The organism is Nocardia huaxiensis, assembly GCF_013744875.1.
GTDB classification, from domain to species: Bacteria; Actinomycetota; Actinomycetes; order Mycobacteriales; family Mycobacteriaceae; genus Nocardia; species Nocardia huaxiensis.
Genome location: NZ_CP059399.1, coordinates 8,294,292 through 8,311,725, shown reverse-complemented (window position 1 = coordinate 8,311,725; position 17,434 = coordinate 8,294,292). Strand labels below are relative to the sequence as shown.

Below are 17,434 nucleotides of genomic sequence, written 5' to 3'. Positions count from 1 at the left end.
GGCGATCCGCCTCTTCGTGATCGCAGGGCGGCTGTGGTTATTCATCGTGAGTTTTCGTTGTGTTGCCTTCGCGATGCCGGGTGTTCGGCATTCCTCTTCTGACGTTCATTGGCGCGGTGTGAAGTTTGTGTGACACCAGAACTTGTGGGTTGCGGTGTGTCTGGGTCGGGCGACAATTGCAGCGGAAGATGGAGCATGGATAGTCGGGGGTACGTTCTATGGCGGATCGATCTGGGCCGCTGTTGTCGGTTGTGATTCCGGTTCTCAACGAGGCCGGGGTGATCGAGGAAACGCTGCGGCGGCTGGTGGCGCAGGACGGCGTTGACGAGATCATCGTGGTGGACAACGGGTCCGAGGATGGGACTGCGGAGGTGGTGCGGCACATTGCTGAGGCTTATCCGCAGGTGGAGTTGATTCATCAGCCGCAGCGGGGGATACCGTCGGCTCGGAATGCTGGGTTCGACAAGGCTCGGGGGGAGATCATCGCTCGGACCGATGCGGACACGATTGTGGCCGCGGACTGGGCGGTGACGATCCGGGACTTCCTTGCGGAGAATCCGGAGACGGCTGCGGTGACCGGGCTGTGTACGTATCACGATTCGCCGATCGGGTTCTTCCTGAAGTCGGGGCAGTGGTTGATGATTCGGGCCGGACAGATGGGTGGCCGGGTCGGGAACATGTATGGGCCGAATATGGCGATTCGGCGGGAAGCCTGGGAGCAGGTTCGGGAGGACACGCAGGTTCGGGCCGATGTCGCAGAGGATTTGGATCTCGCAATCTGCTTGTTGAAGAAGGGGTTGCGGATCGATCAGCTGGTGAACATGCGGGCGCAGACCTCGGCTCGGCGGCGGCGGACCAGTCCACGGAAGCAGTGGGAGTTTCAGATGGTGGGGCTACGCACGCTCCGCGATCACGGGGCTCAGCCGCGGGCTGTGGACAAGTTCATCGTCTCGTGCGCTTGGGCCACGCACACCCTGCAGTGGCCGCTCTATCGGTTCTGGGACTTCAATCGGCGGCGGTTCTCGTTCCGGCCTGGGGTGGAACGGATTTCGGCTATCGGGCGGTGAGCTGACGGAGCAATGAGAAGGGCCCCGGATCCTGGTGGATCCGGGGCCCTTCTTTTGGTTGTTCGGCTGTTACCGCCGGAGCTGGTTAGCTCTTGCGGCCGGGGGCCTTGGCGCCGCCCTTGAAGCCGAGGCCGCCGGGCTTGGCGGTCGGGGGCTTGGCGGTGGTGCCGTTGCTGTCGGAGCCGTTGCCTTCCGCGGACGGAGCCGGGGCCGGGTCGGCCGGAGCCTCGGCGGCGGGGGCCGGATCAGCCTGGGGCGCAGGGGCTTCGGCTGCCGGGGCAGCCGGGGCTGCGGGGGCAGCGTTGCCCGGAGCCTTCGGGCCGGGGCGCTTCAGGCCGGACTTCATGGCCAGGCCCTTCGGGGCGATGGACGGCTTCGCTTCGCTCGCCTCGGCGGGGGTCGAGGTTGCGGGAGCCGAAGCGGCTTCTGCCGGAGCCGATTCCGCCGGAGCGGGGGCGGCCGGAGCAGCCTCGGCGGCGGGCTTGGCGCCCGGGGCCTTGGCGGCGCCCTTCATGGCGAGACCCTTGCCGCCGGGGGCCTTGAGGCCGCCCTTCATGGCGAGACCGCCCGGCTTCGCGGCCGGAGTGGCGGGCTCGGTGGCCGGGGCTTCGGCGGAAGCTGCTGCCGGAGCGGCGCTTTCGGCCGGAGCGGCGTCGGCGGCCGGCTTCGCGCCCGGAGCCTTGGCCGCGCCCTTCATGGCGAGACCCTTGCCGCCCGGCGCCTTCAGGCCACCCTTCATACCGAGCCCACCGGGCTTGGCGGTCGGAGCGGCGGCCGGTGCCTCCGCGGAAGCCTCTGCAGGAGCAGCGGTTTCGGCCGGAGCCGCGGCCTTCGCGCCCGGAGCCTTCAGGCCGCCCTTCATGGCCAAGCCCTTGCCGCCGCCGGGCGGCTTGAGGCCACCCTTCATGCCCAGGCCGCCGCCGGCCGGTGCGGCCTTCGGCTCGGCCGGGGCCTCGGCCACGGCAGCCTCGGCCTTGACCGGCTCCGGTTCGGAAACCGGTTCCGGCTCAACGACCTTCGGCTGCTGGACGACCTTCAGGTTCTCCGACAGCTGGGACGGCTCGATGCGATCGATGGACTGCAGCATGAGCTGGGCGACATCGACGACCTCGACGCCCTGGCCGACCTCGCCGCCGTCCTTGCGGGCGGTGACTCCGTCGGTGAGCATGACGCGGCAGAAGGGGCAACCCGTCGCGATCATGGACGGCTCGTTGCCGCCCTTCAACGTGTCCAGGGCCTCGTCGACGCGGTCGACATTGATGCGCTTGCCGAGCTGCTCTTCCATCCACATGCGGGCGCCACCGGCGCCACAGCACATGGAACGTTCACCGTGGCGGGGCATTTCGACCAGGGTCGAGCCCGATGCCGCCATCAGCTCACGAGGCGCGTTGTAGATCTTGTTGTGGCGACCCAGGTAGCACGGGTCGTGGTAGGTCACGTTCTGTGCGACCGGGGAGACCGGGATCAGCGACTTTGCCCGCACCAGGCGGTTCAGCAGCTGGGTGTGGTGGACGACCTCGTAGGTGCCGCCGACCTGCGGGTACTCGTTGTTCAACGCGTTGAAGCAGTGGGCGCAGGTGACGACGATCTTCTTCTTCGACTGTTCGACGCCCTCGAAGACCGAGTTCAGCAGTTCGATGTTCTGCATGGCCAGCTGCTGGAACAGGAACTCGTTGCCCGCGCGGCGAGCCGAGTCACCGGTGCAGGTCTCTTCCTGGCCGAGAACCATGAACTTCACACCGGCGGTGGCCAACAGCTCGGCGACGGCCTTGGTGGTCTTCTTGGCGCGGTCCTCGTAGGCGCCGGCGCAGCCGACCCAGAAGAGGTATTCATAGCCGTCGAAGGAGTCGGCGTCCTGGCCGAAGACCGGAATGTCGAAGTCCAGCTCGGAGATCCAGTTCAGGCGGTCCTTGGCGTTCTGGCCCCAGGGGTTGCCCTTGTTCTCCAGGTTCTTGAACAGGCCCGCGAGCTCGGAGGGGAACTCCGACTCGATGAGCACCTGGTAGCGGCGCATGTCGATGATGTGGTCGACGTGCTCGATGTCCACGGGGCACTGCTCGACACACGCGCCACAGGTGGTGCAGGACCACAGCACCTCGGGGTCGATGATGCCGTTGACATCCTCGCCGCCGACCAGCGGGCGCTCGGCCTCGGCGCGGGCGGCCTCCGAAATCTGGTTCAGCGCACGCTCGTTCGGCTTGCCCTCGGCGTCCACCAGACCGATCTCGTCGCCGCCCATGTCCTTGCGGCCACCGGCCAGCAGGTACGGGGCCTTGGCGTAGCCGTGGTCACGCAGCGACATGATCAGCAGCTTCGGCGACAGCGGCTTGCCGGTGTTCCACGCGGGGCACTGGGACTGGCAGCGACCGCACTCGGTGCAGGTGGTGACGTCGAGGATGTCCTTCCAGGAGAAGTCCTCGAACTTGCCGACGCCGAAGGTGTCGTTGTCGGGGTCGGCCGTCTCCATGTCGATCGGCTTGCCCTTGGACATCATCGGCTTCAGCGCGCCCAGGGCGACGTCGCCGTCGGCCTCACGCTTGAAGTAGATATTGGGGAAGGCGGCGAAGCGGTGCCAGGCCACACCCCACGTCAGATTGCGGCCGACCAGCAGCAGGAAGAGGCTGCCGGACATGAGCTTGAAGAACGCGAAGATGGAGATGAGCGTCGGGCTCACCGGCAGCAGCTTGGCGACCTGCATGGTGAAGAAGTCGCTGCTCGCGTTGGAGTGGTGGTAGGTGGCGATCTTGCCGGCCTTGACCAGGATCATGCCCAGGCCCTCGACGAGGACGATGGACTCGATCGTGTAGGCGGGACCGAACTTCGAGCCGCTGAAACGCGAAAGGCGTTCGGGCACACGGGGATGGTTCAGCTGGCGAATGATGATCAGCGTGACGATGCCGACCACGGTGCCGATGCCGAGGATCTCGTCCATCAGGTGGTAGATCCACCAGTTGCCGATGATCGGCCAGTGGAACTCCGGGTTGAAGGTCTGGCCGTACGCCTCGAAGAACAGGATCATGCCGGCGAGGAAGCCGATCATGACCAGCCAGTGCGCCCAGCCGACGGTGCGGAACTTGTTCATGCGCGTGTGCGCGAGGAACTCGATCACCATCGTCTTGAAGCGCGGGAAGAAGGGCCGCCACCGATCCGGCGCGGACTGGCCGACCATGACGGAACGAGCAATCTTGCTCGCACCTCCGATGAACGACGCCCAACACAAAAGACTGAGCGTCGCTCCAATCGCGCCCAGCGTCACTGTCAGGGCATTCATGTCGCCGACCTTTCTCCGGTTCAACGAACCTTCTCGCGGGCAGCCTGGTCTGCCCTGATTGGCTCGTATCCTAACGGACAGTAAGTTACCCGTCGGTAACTTAGCTGTCCAGAGCTTTCCCGCACTGTAAATCCCGGCAAATCAGAACCCCAACAAAGGGCAGGCTTACTTGTACTTCGGGTCCGACATTCCGGATGAAAGCAATCTCGCTTCTGAAGTTCGCTTGGACTAAGCTCACGCTGTCCGAATAGCTGTGTGCACCTTCACATTGCTCGGGGAGGAACCGTTCGCGCGTGGTCGGCCTGAGGGAAGCCTGGGCCTCGCGAGGCGGAGGTGCCACAGCGGATACCTGATGATGGATTGGAAAACCGAATGAAGTTTCGCAGCACCACTGCGGCGGCTGCCCTGGTCATCGGCGCAATGACCATCGGGACGACGGTCGCGCACGCTGAACCTGCTGCTCCCGCCGAGGATGCGGGGATCAACTACTCCACCAAGCTCGTCGACAAGACGATCGTCTCCACGCTCAAGAACGGCACCTTCGAGGTCGTCGAGCAGAAGGCGGAGGTCACCGAGGACGGCGTTGCTCCGGAGAAGCTGCCGTCGCTGGTGAACGTGAAGGACATCTCGGGTGCCACCGTGATCTCCTTCCCGCTCGAGTACTCCATCGCCGGCGTCGAGATCCCGGTGAAGTCCGAGCTCAAGAACGACGGCAAGGTGCTCGAGATCACCCCGGTCGCTCCGGCTGAATACAAGCCGGTCGCCGACCAGACCTTCGGTGTGAACCTGCAGACCAACGACCCGGTCGTCAACGCGCAGGTGAAGGACATCGCTTCGCCGTCCGAGAACCAGGCCGCCATGTCCAACTTCGGCAGCCAGTTCAGCCTCGCCACCGCCATCGGCGCCTTCGTCGGCACCGCCATCGGTGCGATCGTCGGTTGCGCGCTGGGCCTGATCGGCGTCATCGTCGGTTGCATCGTCGGTCTGCCGACCGGCGCCACCATCGGCGGCATCCTCGGCACCATCGCGGTGGGTGGCCCGACCCTGCTGGCCGCCGGCATCGAGCTGATGCAGACGCTGCAGGCCGATCCCGGCACCTCCAAGTGGGCCAACGGCGGCAAGTAAGCCACCAGCTGTACCAACCTCATCGGCCCGCCCTGCTCGTCGGGGGCGGGCCGATGTCGTTTTTCAGGCGGGCAGATCCAGCACGCCCTCGAACGACACCGTGCCCTTGCGGCGGCCGAAGCGGGACCAGGTGCGTTCGGTCATCCGGAAGCTGCCGTCCTCACGGACCAGTAGGACTGTGCTGCAACGAGTTCCGTGTAAGGGGTGCGAGACGAATCGGGACGAGGCCGTGCGCTCGTGAAGCTTGCCGAGGCCGGTGTCGGGAAGTTCGGCGAAGCCGGCGCGGGTGCGGTCGGACAGCACTTTCAGGTAGCCCGCCACATTCGCGGGGTCGGAGGCGACCACCGCGCGCAGCCCGCGCACGCCCTCGCGGACTTTTGGCCAGGCGGGAGTCGCAGTGCCCGTGTGTATTTCGTCACCCTCGGGGGCCAGTGACCCCACCAGCGCCCCGTTCGAGATGCCGTGGAAGCCCGGCGCCAGTTCGCGCGGCGCGAGTTCGCTGCGATTGCTGTGCCACCACAGCGTCTCCAGATCCGAGGCCAGCACGTTGTAGCCGTTGTAGTCGTCCGGCTCGGCGGCGGCGTCGCGGACGAACTTCTCCGGGCTCATGTCGCCGTGCAGGAAGTCCATGAGTAGCGCCCCGCGCGAACGGGCGTCGGTGCGGTTCTCGTTCTTGCCGCGCACATTCGTCACCGTCGCGAAGCGCTGCGCGTCCTGCGCCAATCCCAGCCAGGTGCCCGGAACGCCGCTGCCCGCGCCCAGATCCCGGCCCGCCAGCAGGCCCGGCGCTTCGGGCCATTCCCGCAGCGATTCCGTTGGGCGCGTGAAGAACTCGTCCCGGTTCGCGGCGATGATCAACCGATACTCCGGGTGTGCCTGCCACCCGGCCAACACCAAACACATACTCCCAGGATGCCGGACACGGCGGCGCCCGGCATACGCCTTGCGCCAACCACTTCGGGTCCGTTTGCCGCCTCAGCGCTGCCTCAGCGGATTACACCCCTTGTGGCAGGGATGAGGTTGCCCTGCATACCAAAAGGCCGGTAGCTGTTGAGCTACCGGCCTTTTCGAAGGCTCCGTACTACCTGCCGGGGATCACTTGCCGAACAGGCGCAGACCCGGGTTGTCGGAGAGCACCACGCTCACCGGCTGGGCGAACAGCTGCGGCTGGTTGCCGGTCAGCAGGCCGATCAGGTTGGGGATCTCGCAGATCGGGTAGTCGGCGACCGACGAGGCGCTGGAGATGCCCAGGGCCAGGGTGCCGGTCACGATCGGGCCGCCGCTGTCGCCGGGCAGGGCGCAGATATTGGCGGAGAAGGACTGGGTGAGCAGCCGGTCACCGACCTGGACGGTCTGGTCCACCGCGTTCACGGTGCCGCAGGAGAAACCGGTCCGCGAACCGGACTTGCAGACGGGAGCGCCGACGACCGGAATCGCCACGCCCGTGATGCCGATCGGCGCGGCGTTCGGCACGCGCACCAGGTTGTTCTCGAAACGATCACCGGTGGTGTCGAAGACGCGCACGATCGAGTAGTCCTGGTTGCCCAGCACCGACTTCTCGAAGCGGCCCAGCTGCTGACCGACCTTGTCGTTCACCAGCTCGAACACGCCGGGGGAGTTCTCGCCGCCATTGGTGGCCGCGATGTTCGGGTTGCAGTGGCCCGCGGTGATGTTCACGACGTAGTTGTCGTGATCGAGGCCGTTGAAGCCCATCGAGCAGCGCAGCGACATGCGGCCGGCCACCGAGGCGTAGGCGTCGCCCGCGGCGATCGCGCCGGTGCCGGTGGAGGCGATGGCGTCGGCCTTGGGGATGTCGACGGTTTCACCGGCGACCGGCGGGGCCGCCATCACGATGACGCGTGCCGAGTTCGCGAAACCGGGTAGCTGGAGGCCGATCTGGTCCGCCCGCACCGCGAGGGTGTTGTTGACGGTGTCGATGGCCACGCCGCGAATCTGGCCGGACACCTCGGCGGGCTGGCCCTCCATCCACTTCAGGAAGGCGTTCTTCTCACTGCGCAGGGTGGATTCGCTCTTGGCGACATCCTTGACCGTGTAGCCCGCGTCCTGCACGGCCTTGCGGGCCGCGTCGATGCCGGGGCCGTCGGCCAGGGCGACGATGGCCTTGCCGGCCTCGTCGAGCCAGGCGCCGGCGAACAGATCCGGGTACTGGCGCTGCGCGGTGGTGGAGAAGGCCGCCACCTGCTGGGCCAGCTCGGAGCGCTGCAGGTAGTCGGCGGGGGAGATCTTGAGATCGCGCGTGATGGCGGCGATCAGTTCGGCGGGCAGGTTCGGCGCCGCGGGCTCCGCGTGCGCACTCGCCGCCATAGGACCTGCGACCAGCAGCGCGGCCGCTGCGATCGCTGCTCTACGAACAAGGGACCGCGGACCGGCCGCGGTCGGCGAGGTATTGCGCATACGTGGCAGGAGCATGCCCAGGACTATATGGTGTCGAGCCCGTTATGCCTACTTATTGCAGGGTGACGATTGGGTATTCCCTGCGCAAACAATCGGCGTGTCGGGTTCAAGATCGAAACGTGTCGCGCCGAGTTTCCGGAGGCGCCCTGCCGACGCCTTCTCCCGAGTCCGCTCAGCCGGCGTTCGGCCGGGTCCGGACCTGGATCCCACTGCCCAGTCCGCCGCCGGAGTTGGCGTCGATATCGGACAGGATCGCGGTGATCGGAATTCCGAGGGTCGCGGTGCCACCGTACTGCGCCAGCGCGGCATTGGCCTCGTTGCAATTCGGCGCGTCGGCCGCATTCGAACCACTCGTGATACCCAGCGCGAGCGTGCCCGAGACGATCGCGCCACCGGAATCGCCGCCCAGCGTGCAGGCGCTGCTGGCGAAACCGCGCACCGTCTTGGACTGGCCCTCGGTGGTGTACAGCTGCGTCTCCACCCGATCCGCCACCACGAAACCGCAAGTGAACGTGGACGATTGGCCCGACTTGCACACCGGCGCGCCCGTCACCGGATTCGCGATACCGGTGATGGTGAGCGTGGTTCCGTTGGCGCCGCGCACATTCGGCTGATCCATGCCATTGCGCACCGCGGCGTCATTGAGCTTGATGACCGCATAGTCGAGGGCGGCCGCACCGCCCAGCCGTGAGGTCACGAACGTGCCGACCTGCGGGCTGGCGGCCAGCGCGCGCACGTTCGGCAGGTAGACCTCGGCTTGGTCGTTGGACTTGCCGAGATTCGGATTGCAGTGCCCGGCACTGATATTCAGGGGATTGCCCGCACTGTCGGTGGCATTGAAACCGAACGAGCACACATCGACGCTCTGCAGCGCGGAGTCATCGAGCGTGGTCGGGGCGCTGATGTAGGTGTCGCCGCCCATGGGCCGGCGCTCCACCGGGCCGCCGCTGTTCGGCGACAGCATCACCTTGATATTGGCGAGCAGCGTGGGCAGGTTCAGCAGATGGCCGGCCGGAGTGTTGGCCACACTCAGCACCAGCTGACTGTTGAGGAAGTCGATGGCCACCGAATTGATCGCACTCGACAGATCGAAGGGCAGTTCGGCGATCCACGAATTCAGCTGGGTGAGTGAAATTTCCAGATTCTCGGCGCTGATCGGAGCCAGGCGCGTTTGGTAACCGTCCTCCGCGGCAATGCGCGCCGCGTCCAGGGACGTCACCGCCATGACCGGTTTGCCGTCGGTGCCGAGCCAGGCGCCCGCGAATTCGTCGGGGCGTTCGGTGCGGAATTCGCTGGCGTATTCCCGCAATTGCTGGGCCTTCGCGGCGCGGTCCAGGTACTCGGCGGGAGTCATCTTCAGATCGCGCGCGATGGCCTGGACCAGTTCGGCCGGCAGATTCTCCGCGGCCAGCTGGATCGGGTCGGCGGACGCGGAAACCGTTGGTAGCAGGGGACTCACGAAGACGGCCGAAGCGAAAGCGACGGTGGCTGCCTTGACCGCGGCGCGGCGCGCCATGAACTTGCGCATGGAGTCCCTTCGTAGTGCACCAGCAGACCGACGATCCGGTTACTTTGCGGAACATCGGTCAGCGCATCACTTTAGGGCAAGAACCCCCGAAGGTCTCTACGAAATCAGCGCGGAGTACGGCCCCACGGGTCCTGCAGGACCGGCGGGCCCGGAATCTCGAAGGTGGGGATCTGCGGATACCGGTTGGTGGTCGTCGGCGCCTGATAGGTCGTCGTCGGCGTACTCGGCCGGGTGGTCGGCGGCGGGGTCTCCACGGTGGTCGGGGGCGGCGGTTCGACCGTGGTGGTGATGACCGGAGCCTCGGTAATCGGCTCCTGCTCGAGCGGCGACGCGACCGGCGGGGCCACCGGAGTGGGCGGCGGGGCGCTCTCGGTCAGCGACGGCTGGGAGCGGACCTCGCCGCGCGGAGGCGGGGTGTCGTCCTCCTGCCGCAACACGGTCGCGACTCCGAGGCCACCGAGGAGCAAACCGATCAGGGCGGCCGCCGCGGCGATCAGGTACGGGCCCCTATTGGCGCGCGACGGCGATCTTCTGGGCTCGATCGCGACCGGTTCGGCGATCGCGGGCTCGGCGGTGGTGGCGGCCGGGAAGGCCGCCGAATACGCCTGCGCCAGCGGTGCGACCGAGGACAGGGCGGGCAGCACATCGGTGACGTCGGCGGCGTTCTCCGTCGAGGCCGTCGGGTCGGGCGGGGTGAGGCCGGCGGGCGTGGCCAGCACCGCCGCCAGGGCCGCGCGGGCGGCGTTGTAGGCGTAGGACTTTCCGGTGTCGGCGTCGGGCTGCGGGAGATCCCGTTCGCTCACCAGGACGACGGACTTCAGGCCCAGATAATCCAGGGCCTCGCGTAGCGCGCGAACATTGGCCTCGGGCCAGGTGGCCGGATGCGCGGCATAGAACTCGGCCGGGCCGTTCAGCAGCTCGGCGGCCAGGTTGATCAGGCAGAACGCGGCCGTGGCCATCAGGTCCTCGGCGCGATACGCCTCACCGTCGTCCACCGGCATGCCGGCCGGATCGCCCACCGCGGAGACGAAACCGCCGATCGAGTGCGAATGGCCTTCCGGTGGTTCGCCGCCCAGTTCGGCGTCGCCGTCCTCGGACATGTGCAGGATCGACTCGCGCACGATGTAGTGCACCGGGAGTGTGGCGTCATCGCCGGTCACGACAGCCACGACGCATTCGTCGTCGGCTATGCGCAGGCCCACCCCAGTGGCCATCCTCGTTACCTCACTCGGTGCGTCAGGTTTCTCCCCACACCGATGATCACACGAGAAGTGAACCGTGGCCCATGGCGCGGAGCATTGACAATAACTCCGAACGCGAGCCCGCACCGATTCGACGTCTTATCCGCGCCACATGGTGCTCCACCGTCTTCGCGGAGATGTAGAGGCGAGCGCCGATCTCCCGGTAGGTCAAACCGAGCAGTACCAGTTCGGCCACCTCACGCTCACGTTCACTCAGCACGGTATCGGTGAGCGGCTCCGGGCGCGGCGCCGGGTCCGCCGGGGCCGGTGAACGGACCACCGCGCTCTCCGGCGGGCGGGCCTGGGCGCGGACCGTGCGGGCCAGTTTCAACAGGGCGGTGGCGGTCGCGGCGTCCGCGGCGGCCAGCGCCGCCTCACTGGCCAGGCGCGCCGCGTCCCAGATGAGGCCCAGGGCAGCCAGGCGCCGCACGGCCGCCTCGACCTGATCGCGCACCACCTGGCCGCGCAGCACCAGCACCCAGGTGCGGCCGGCATCGGCGAGCGCTGCCGCCTGCGGATCTCCGGCCTCGGCCGCCGCCTTCAACCGATAGGCATGCGGCAGTAGATCATTCGGACTCTCGTGGGCGATGGCGGCCTGAATCGCGTACCAGTGGAAGGCATTCGCCCACGCGGGTGGCTCGCCGAGCTGCCGCAGCAGTTCCGCCGCGGCGCGCACGAGCGCCGTCACCCGCCCCTCATCCTCGAGGCGAATCCCCGCCAGCCACAGTTCACCGATCGGCAAGAGCGCCAGCAGATCCGCGCCCACCTCGTCGAACAGCGGATACGCGGCCTGCCAGGCCAGCGTCAGCGCGGTGTGGTCCCCGCTGCGCCGAGCCAGCCCCACGATCACCCCGTGCGCCAGCAGCCGATCACGTGGATCCAGCTGCCGCACATCGATATCCGCGACGATCGCCGCCGCGGACTGCTCGTCCCCGCCCAGCATGGCCACCCACGCCGCCAGCACCAGAAGCTGTGGATCCCGCGCGGACCCGCGCAAAGCGTCTGCGGCCCTGCGTGGTTCGCCCATGCTCAGGCACAGCAGCGTCGCGATCGACACCGCCGAGCACGGCAGGAACCGATCCCCGCCGTTCTCCCCGGGCGCGACACCCGAATGCGCGGCCCGGATCAGCGCCGACGCCGCCGCCACCGCCGCACTGCGCCGGGGGTCGCCTGCGCCGGGCATCGCAGCGAAAGCGCCCGCGGTCGAGCCGGTTCCGGTGTGCGAGGCGGCGATCGGACCAGCGTCCCCGTTCGCGGCGATGCGGTCGGCGGTGGTGCCCGAGGTCGAGTCCGTGCGGGGGTGGTCCACAGCCGTCCGCGCCGTGCCCGAGGCGGCAGGTGCTGGAACGGCGTGACCCATGGTCGGCGCCGCGTCGGAGCCGTTGGGAACGGCTGCGTTCGATGCGACGGTTGCGGTCGACGCGACGACGGGGCCGGGCACGCCTACGGTCGAGTCGGCCAGAGCTTCCGCGATGAGGGTGGCGCGGGTCGTCGCCTCTGTCGGGGGCCATTGGGAGGCGGAGACGGACAGGGTGCGGGCGGTGTCGCGGTCACCGGAGAGATAGAGGACGGTGGCGGCCAGGGCCCAGTCCGGGCCGACTCGGTGTGGACCGAGCCAGGTGTAGAGCTGGGCGGCGCGCTCGGCGTGGCCACGGCGGGTCCAGACGCCGGCGCAGATGCGTACGGCCGCAGCCAGTTCCGCCGGTGGGGTGTCCGGGCGGGCCAGGGCGGGTTCGGCGAGGCGGATGGCGGTGTCGCGATCGCCCGCTCGAGCCGCCGCATCGGCCCACCGGACGGCGATCACCGTGCGATCGGCGCCGGCGGCGGCTGCCGCCGCATAGTGGCGGACTGCGTCATCGCCCGCTTTTTCGGCTGTGGTGCACAGGAATTCGGCGAGGCGAGGGTCGCGAACACCGGATTCGGCCAGCAGCACGGCGGTGTGATCGCGAAGCAGGCCCGCGTCCAGGCGAGCGTGCAGGAGTTTGCGCTGCACCGCCAGGAAACGGCGGTCGCCGACCAGGGTGCGCAGCGGGGCCACGGCGGGGGAGAGCAGGAGATCCGCATCCGTGATCAGCGCGCCCGAGCGGGCGCGGTCCACCAGATCCTGTGCGGCGGTGAGGGATACCTCCAGCACCTCACTCAGTTCACTGGCGTCCAGGCCCGCGCCGATGGCCGCCACCACGAAGGTGTCGAGCAAGTCGGGATCGGCGTCGGCGAGCCGGGTGCGGGCCCATGCCGTCACGGCGGCGTCGACGGCGGTCATCCCGGCATCCAGGCGGGTCGCGCAGGCGGCGGTCAGCGCCGCCACCACGCCGCCGTGGATGCCGTCGGTCTGGCGATGAATGTGCTGCGCCAGCCCGCGCGGCACCATCATCCCCAACTCCCGTGCGAACGGGGCGATCTCGTTCACGCCCAGGGGCCGCAGGTCGACCAGGCGACCACGGCGGGCCACCAGATCCGCCAGCGCGCGCAGTCTCCCGTCGTGCGGGCGCGGGAGGGTGGCGATGATCACCGTGCACATACCCGACTCCACTGCGGCGCAGAGCATTTCGAAATCCGCCGAGCCGAGGGTGTGGGCGTCGTCGACCACCAGTGCCACAGCGTGCTGGGCGACCCGGGCGCTCACCGCCGCCGCGCCGTTCGAGACCGAGTTCGCACGGGAGGCCGAGCCCTCCGCCGACGCGGCGCGGTCGGTCACGGGATCGCCTGCGGTGGGCTCGGTTCCGGTCGAATGCGGGCCGGAATGCCGAAGACCGGGCACAGCCGAGCGGGCGATGTCGCCGGCGGGGGATCCGAGCGCCGGATCACCGGGGACCGCAAGGTCGTTCGGGCGGTCGGTGATCGTGACGCCGCGCAGTTGCAGGCGGGTTCGGATGGCTGCGAGCAGGGTGGATTTGCCGGTGCCGGAGCGGCCGCGGATGAGGTAGAGCGGGGGCGTGGAGTCGGGGGAATCCAGGTCCCGGAAGATTTCTCGTGCGCACGGGAGGGAGTCGAGCGCGACGGGGGTGTTGCCTATCACTACATACCCAACTCTCAGCCACCGGTGTGGGGAAGGATCTGACTCTGATTCGGGACCGTCGGGACCGCGTCACCGATTCGGTCGGCCGTGCCGCCCAGCGGGCCCGCGGGCAGGGACGGGACCGTCGGCAGCTGCACGTCGGGTTGCTGGTAGGCCGGTAGCTGCGGTTGCGGGGCGGCGGCCTGCGGTGGCGTGGTGGCAGCGGGTTGGCCCGGTGGGGCGGCGGCTTCGGAGGGCTGACTCTCGGCGGCGGCGACCGTCGGGTCCGATGCCGGATTCGATGCCGGATTCGACGCTCCCGGTGCGGGATTCGCGCCGTTCGGGCGGACCACGGTCGACGGGGCCGTACCGGCGACGGGCGCGGCGTGGCCGGTGGTCGCCCCGGCGGAGTCCGAATTATCCAGTGCGGCAATGGTTGTCGACGGCGCGTGCGGTGTCGGGGATTCCGGGGGCGCGGATTGCACGCCGGTGCCCATGGCCAGCGTGCCGGTGGCCAGCGCGGCCACGGCCACGGTGACCGCGCCGATCACCGCCACGCGCCGCCAGTGCGCGAAGCCGCTCGGGCGATCGTCGACCACGGGTAGCGAAGGCGCGCTTCGCCGTTCGGGTGGATCGGATTCGGACGGCGGGTTCGTGTGCTGCTCGGCGGGGGCCGCGTCGCGGGTGGGCGGTTCGGCATGCGGTACGGCCGGTGCGGTCTCCTCCGGTGCGATGTCCTTGCCGAAACCTGCCGAGCCGCTGGTGTTTTCGGGCTCGAGCCGAGGCGGAATGCCCGGGCGGGCCAGCCCGGCCAGTGGGCTGATCACGCTGGGGTGCGGTTCGGTGGGGGTGGCGTCGGTGAGCAGGTCGGCGGCCAGCAGCGCCGCGCCGTGCGCGCTCAGATGTGCGGGGTCGGCGGCGGCCGCGACGGGGATGCCGAATTCGGTGGAGAGCAGTTCGGTGACCAGCGGGATGGACGCGCCGCCGCCGGTGAGCAGGATGCCGTCCAGTTCGGCGATGGTGAGGCCGGCGCGGCGGACGGCCTCACGCACCAGATCGGTGGAGGTGAGCAGGGGGTTGCGGACGAGGTCTTCGAGTTCGTCGCGGACCAGGCGCACGTCCACCGGGCCGAGATCGGGCAGGCGGACGGGGATCACCGTCGCGGTTTGTTTGGAAAGAGTTTCTTTCGCAATTTTGCAGCGAACCCGAAGTTCCGCCAATTCTTGTTCCACTCGAGGGTCGAATGGATCGAAATCATTTTCGCCGACGGCGAAGGCGAGAACATAGCGCATGGCGAGCAGATCGAATTCCGCGCCGGCCACCTCGGTGGAACGCACGGGTTCGCCGAGCAGTCCCGACATGGCACCCGTGCGCGCCACCGAAACAGTCAAACCGGTTGCGCCCAAGTCGTATACGACCATCGCGCCGTCGTGGCTGGACTCGTGCACCTCCTGCAGCCAGCGCATGGCGGCGGCCGGTTCCGGAACCAACGCCACACCGTCCAGTCCGGCTGCGGTGAGCGCGGCGCGCTGCACCTCCACCGTGTGCTGCGCCCACCACGCCGGATAGCAGGCGATCGTGGCCGCGGCGGCGTCGAGGTCGTCCACTACCCGGCCGATCGCCGCGGCCACGAGATCCGCTGCGCGAACAGCGGATCCGTCTCTGGTCCGGATGCCCACGGGGTCCCCGACCCGGGACAGGAAACTCTCCGGCAGTTCCTGCTCCGGTCCGAGTGCGCTCGGCCGGAGGTGTGTGGTGCTGTGTCCCCCCGAAGTCGTCACGGCGACGGTATTCGACGACCCGACGGTGATGCCGAGCGCCAGCCCCTGACTCATTCGAGATCCCCTGTCATTCGAAACACGCGTCGGGTGTGAAACGCGTGCCGCGTGAAAGCTCGTTTAGTCCGATTTGTCGAAAAACGACGTGTGGGCCGGTTGGCCCATGGAACCTGTCGGTTGCTGGGGGGTCCTCGTTACCGGTTCTCCGGGAGGTACGGGGAAATTCCCCTAATGCCCACCCCGCCCCCAATCACCCGCCGCCGCAACACGGGGGAGTTCACCCCGTTTCGGCGTAACGCGTCGCGTTCCTAACGTGAAAGGCAATTCGAGCAGCGCGGGTCATCGGGGCCCGCCCATCCAGGAGATGATTCGCTATGAGCCCCAACGCAATTCTCGAGTTCATCCTCAACCTGCTGCGGGATCACGACGCCGCGGCCGACTACTGCGCCAACCCCGGGCAGGCGCTCGCCGACGCCGGACTCGCCGCCGTCACCCCCGAGGACATTGCCGCCGTCGCACCCATGGTCGCGGAATCCGCACTGGTAGCGGGCGGTTCGCAGCTGTCGGCCATCATCGCCGCGGGCGGTGCGGAAGTGAACGCCGCCACCGGACTCAACGGTGCGGCAGGAGTGAACGGTGCGACCGGTGTGAACGGTGCTGCCGGACTGAACGGTTCGACCGCGATCAACGGCACCGCCGGAACCGCCGTGGCCGGAACCACCGGTGTCGCGGTCAACGCCACCACCGCCTCCGAGATCGGTGTCGGCGGCGGCGCCGGAACCGGCCTGGAACTGGGCCTCTCCACCGGCATCGGGGCAGCCGTCGGCGCCGCCACCTCCCTCGGAGCCGACCTGTCCTCGGGCCTCGGCGCGGGCCTCACGGCCGCCACCGACGCCACCACCGGCCTCGAGGCCAACCTCGGCGGCGTCATCGGCACCCAGGCCGCCGCCGACCTCACCTCCACCCTCACCACCGGCCTCGAATCCGGCCTGGGCATCCAAGCCGGCCTCGACGCGGCCGTGGACGCCGCCACCCAGGCGGGCGCGGCCCTCACCGCCGGCCTGAACGGCGGCATCCAGACCGGCACCGACCTCGGCACCACCCTCGGCGCCGGACTTTCCACCGGCATCGACGCGGCCCTGAACGCCGGCACTCACGCGGGCGCGGGTCTGCAAACCGGTCTCGATGGTGCCGTCGATGGCACGGTGGGCGCGGGCGTGCAGCTCGGAAGCGGCTTGGAGACAGGGCTTTCCGGCGCGATGAACACCGCGATCGGCACCGGCGCACAGCTCGGCGCGGGTCTGAACAGTGGCCTCTCCGGTGCGATCGACGGCACCGCCGGTGCGGGCACCCAGCTGGGAACCGGCCTGGGCACGAGCCTTTCCGGTGCGGTGGATGGCGCGGTCGGCGCTGGTGCGCAGGTTGGCAACGGGTTGGACGCAGGGCTCTCCGGAGGGCTCGATGCGGCGACCGGTTTGACCACCGGGCTGGGAACTGAACTGACGGGCGGGGTTTCGAGCGGAGTCGACGGTGCCATCGGCATCGGCGGTCAGGTCGGAAGCGGGCTCGACGCGGGGCTTTCCGGTGCCGTCGACGGTGCGGTGGGCGCCGGCGCGCAGGTCGGGTCGGGTCTGGAGACCGGGCTCGGCGGTGTGGTCGATGCCACAACCGGACTCGGTGGTGGGGTGAATGCGGGACTCACCGGGGTGGGGGAGGCTGTCACCGGTGGGGTGGATGCCGGGGTCCATGCGGTCGACGGGGTCGAGGTGGGGCTCGGGTCGGGGGCCGGTGCACAGGCCGGCAGTGGGGTCGATGCATCCGTGGGGGTTGGGGGAGTGGCGAATCCTTGGGCGGGGGTAGATGTTTCGCAGGCGTTCGGGGCCGGGGTGCAGGGCGGCGGACTGGATGCGGGCCTGTTCGGCGACGGCGGGGTGAGCGGCGGGGCCGAGCTGGGGAGCTACGCCGGCGGGGACGTCATCGGGGACATGCTGCACTCCTGATGGGGGCGGCT

Annotated in this window: 10 protein-coding genes; 3 read left to right on the top strand and 7 right to left on the bottom strand. The window is 68.7% G+C overall.

The window, feature by feature from the left end:
• Window positions 1–218: 218 nt before the first annotated feature.
• Window positions 219–1,067, top strand: a complete 849-nt coding sequence (locus H0264_RS38050; RefSeq protein WP_181582019.1) for a glycosyltransferase family 2 protein — start codon at window positions 219–221, stop codon at window positions 1,065–1,067.
• Window positions 1,068–1,152: 85 nt separating this feature from the next.
• Here H0264_RS38050 and H0264_RS38045 read toward each other — a convergent pair whose 3' ends face one another.
• Window positions 1,153–4,338, bottom strand: coding sequence for a (Fe-S)-binding protein (locus H0264_RS38045; protein WP_181582018.1), 3,186 nt, complete (start codon window positions 4,336–4,338; stop codon window positions 1,153–1,155).
• A 372-nt stretch (window positions 4,339–4,710) separates the two neighbouring features.
• Between H0264_RS38045 and H0264_RS38040 the strand changes: the two genes are divergently transcribed.
• Window positions 4,711–5,463, top strand: a complete 753-nt coding sequence (locus tag H0264_RS38040) for a DUF8020 domain-containing protein (protein ID WP_181582017.1) — start codon at window positions 4,711–4,713, stop codon at window positions 5,461–5,463.
• A gap of 63 nt (window positions 5,464–5,526) precedes the next feature.
• Here the strand turns inward: H0264_RS38040 and H0264_RS38035 are convergent, their stop codons facing one another.
• The 6 genes from H0264_RS38035 to H0264_RS38010 form a co-directional block, all read right to left on the bottom strand.
• The gene (locus H0264_RS38035) at window positions 5,527–6,366 is read right to left on the bottom strand and encodes an NRDE family protein (RefSeq protein WP_181582016.1); all 840 of its coding nucleotides are present in this window, start codon (window positions 6,364–6,366) and stop codon (window positions 5,527–5,529) included.
• A gap of 192 nt (window positions 6,367–6,558) precedes the next feature.
• Window positions 6,559–7,893, bottom strand: coding sequence for a S1 family peptidase (locus tag H0264_RS38030; protein ID WP_231083670.1), 1,335 nt, complete (start codon window positions 7,891–7,893; stop codon window positions 6,559–6,561).
• Between the two features lie 157 nt (window positions 7,894–8,050).
• Window positions 8,051–9,406, bottom strand: coding sequence for a S1 family peptidase (locus H0264_RS38025; protein WP_181582015.1), 1,356 nt, complete (start codon window positions 9,404–9,406; stop codon window positions 8,051–8,053).
• Between the two features lie 104 nt (window positions 9,407–9,510).
• Window positions 9,511–10,620: a hypothetical protein gene (locus H0264_RS38020; protein WP_244976068.1), complete on the bottom strand. Its 1,110-nt coding sequence runs from the start codon at window positions 10,618–10,620 to the stop codon at window positions 9,511–9,513.
• Window positions 10,621–10,666: 46 nt separating this feature from the next.
• Window positions 10,667–13,666 carry a LuxR C-terminal-related transcriptional regulator gene (locus H0264_RS39140; RefSeq protein ID WP_181582014.1) on the bottom strand — a complete coding sequence of 1,000 codons (3,000 nt, stop codon included), beginning with the start codon at window positions 13,664–13,666 and terminating at the stop codon, window positions 10,667–10,669.
• Between the two features lie 14 nt (window positions 13,667–13,680).
• The gene (locus H0264_RS38010) at window positions 13,681–15,480 is read right to left on the bottom strand and encodes an Hsp70 family protein (RefSeq protein WP_181582013.1); all 1,800 of its coding nucleotides are present in this window, start codon (window positions 15,478–15,480) and stop codon (window positions 13,681–13,683) included.
• Window positions 15,481–15,797: 317 nt separating this feature from the next.
• Between H0264_RS38010 and H0264_RS38005 the strand changes: the two genes are divergently transcribed.
• Entirely contained in the window at window positions 15,798–17,423 is a 1,626-nt protein-coding gene (locus H0264_RS38005) for an IniB N-terminal domain-containing protein (protein ID WP_181582012.1), read from the top strand.
• The last annotated feature ends 11 nt before the right edge of the window (window positions 17,424–17,434 follow it).

Bases quoted from the DNA above. Each gene is read 5' to 3' on its own strand.
- H0264_RS38040 (WP_181582017.1), top strand. From the start codon at position 4,711: ATGAAGTTTCGCAGCACCACTGCGGCGGCTGCCCTGGTCATCGGCGCA.
- H0264_RS38045 (WP_181582018.1), bottom strand. From the start codon at position 4,338: ATGAATGCCCTGACAGTGACGCTGGGCGCGATTGGAGCGACGCTCAGT.
- H0264_RS38025 (WP_181582015.1), bottom strand. From the start codon at position 9,406: ATGCGCAAGTTCATGGCGCGCCGCGCCGCGGTCAAGGCAGCCACCGTC.
- H0264_RS38020 (WP_244976068.1), bottom strand. From the start codon at position 10,620: ATGGCCACTGGGGTGGGCCTGCGCATAGCCGACGACGAATGCGTCGTG.
- H0264_RS38050 (WP_181582019.1), top strand. From the start codon at position 219: ATGGCGGATCGATCTGGGCCGCTGTTGTCGGTTGTGATTCCGGTTCTC.
- H0264_RS38035 (WP_181582016.1), bottom strand. From the start codon at position 6,366: ATGTGTTTGGTGTTGGCCGGGTGGCAGGCACACCCGGAGTATCGGTTG.
- H0264_RS38005 (WP_181582012.1), top strand. From the start codon at position 15,798: ATGAGCCCCAACGCAATTCTCGAGTTCATCCTCAACCTGCTGCGGGAT.
- H0264_RS38030 (WP_231083670.1), bottom strand. From the start codon at position 7,893: ATGCTCCTGCCACGTATGCGCAATACCTCGCCGACCGCGGCCGGTCCG.
- H0264_RS38010 (WP_181582013.1), bottom strand. From the start codon at position 15,480: ATGAGTCAGGGGCTGGCGCTCGGCATCACCGTCGGGTCGTCGAATACC.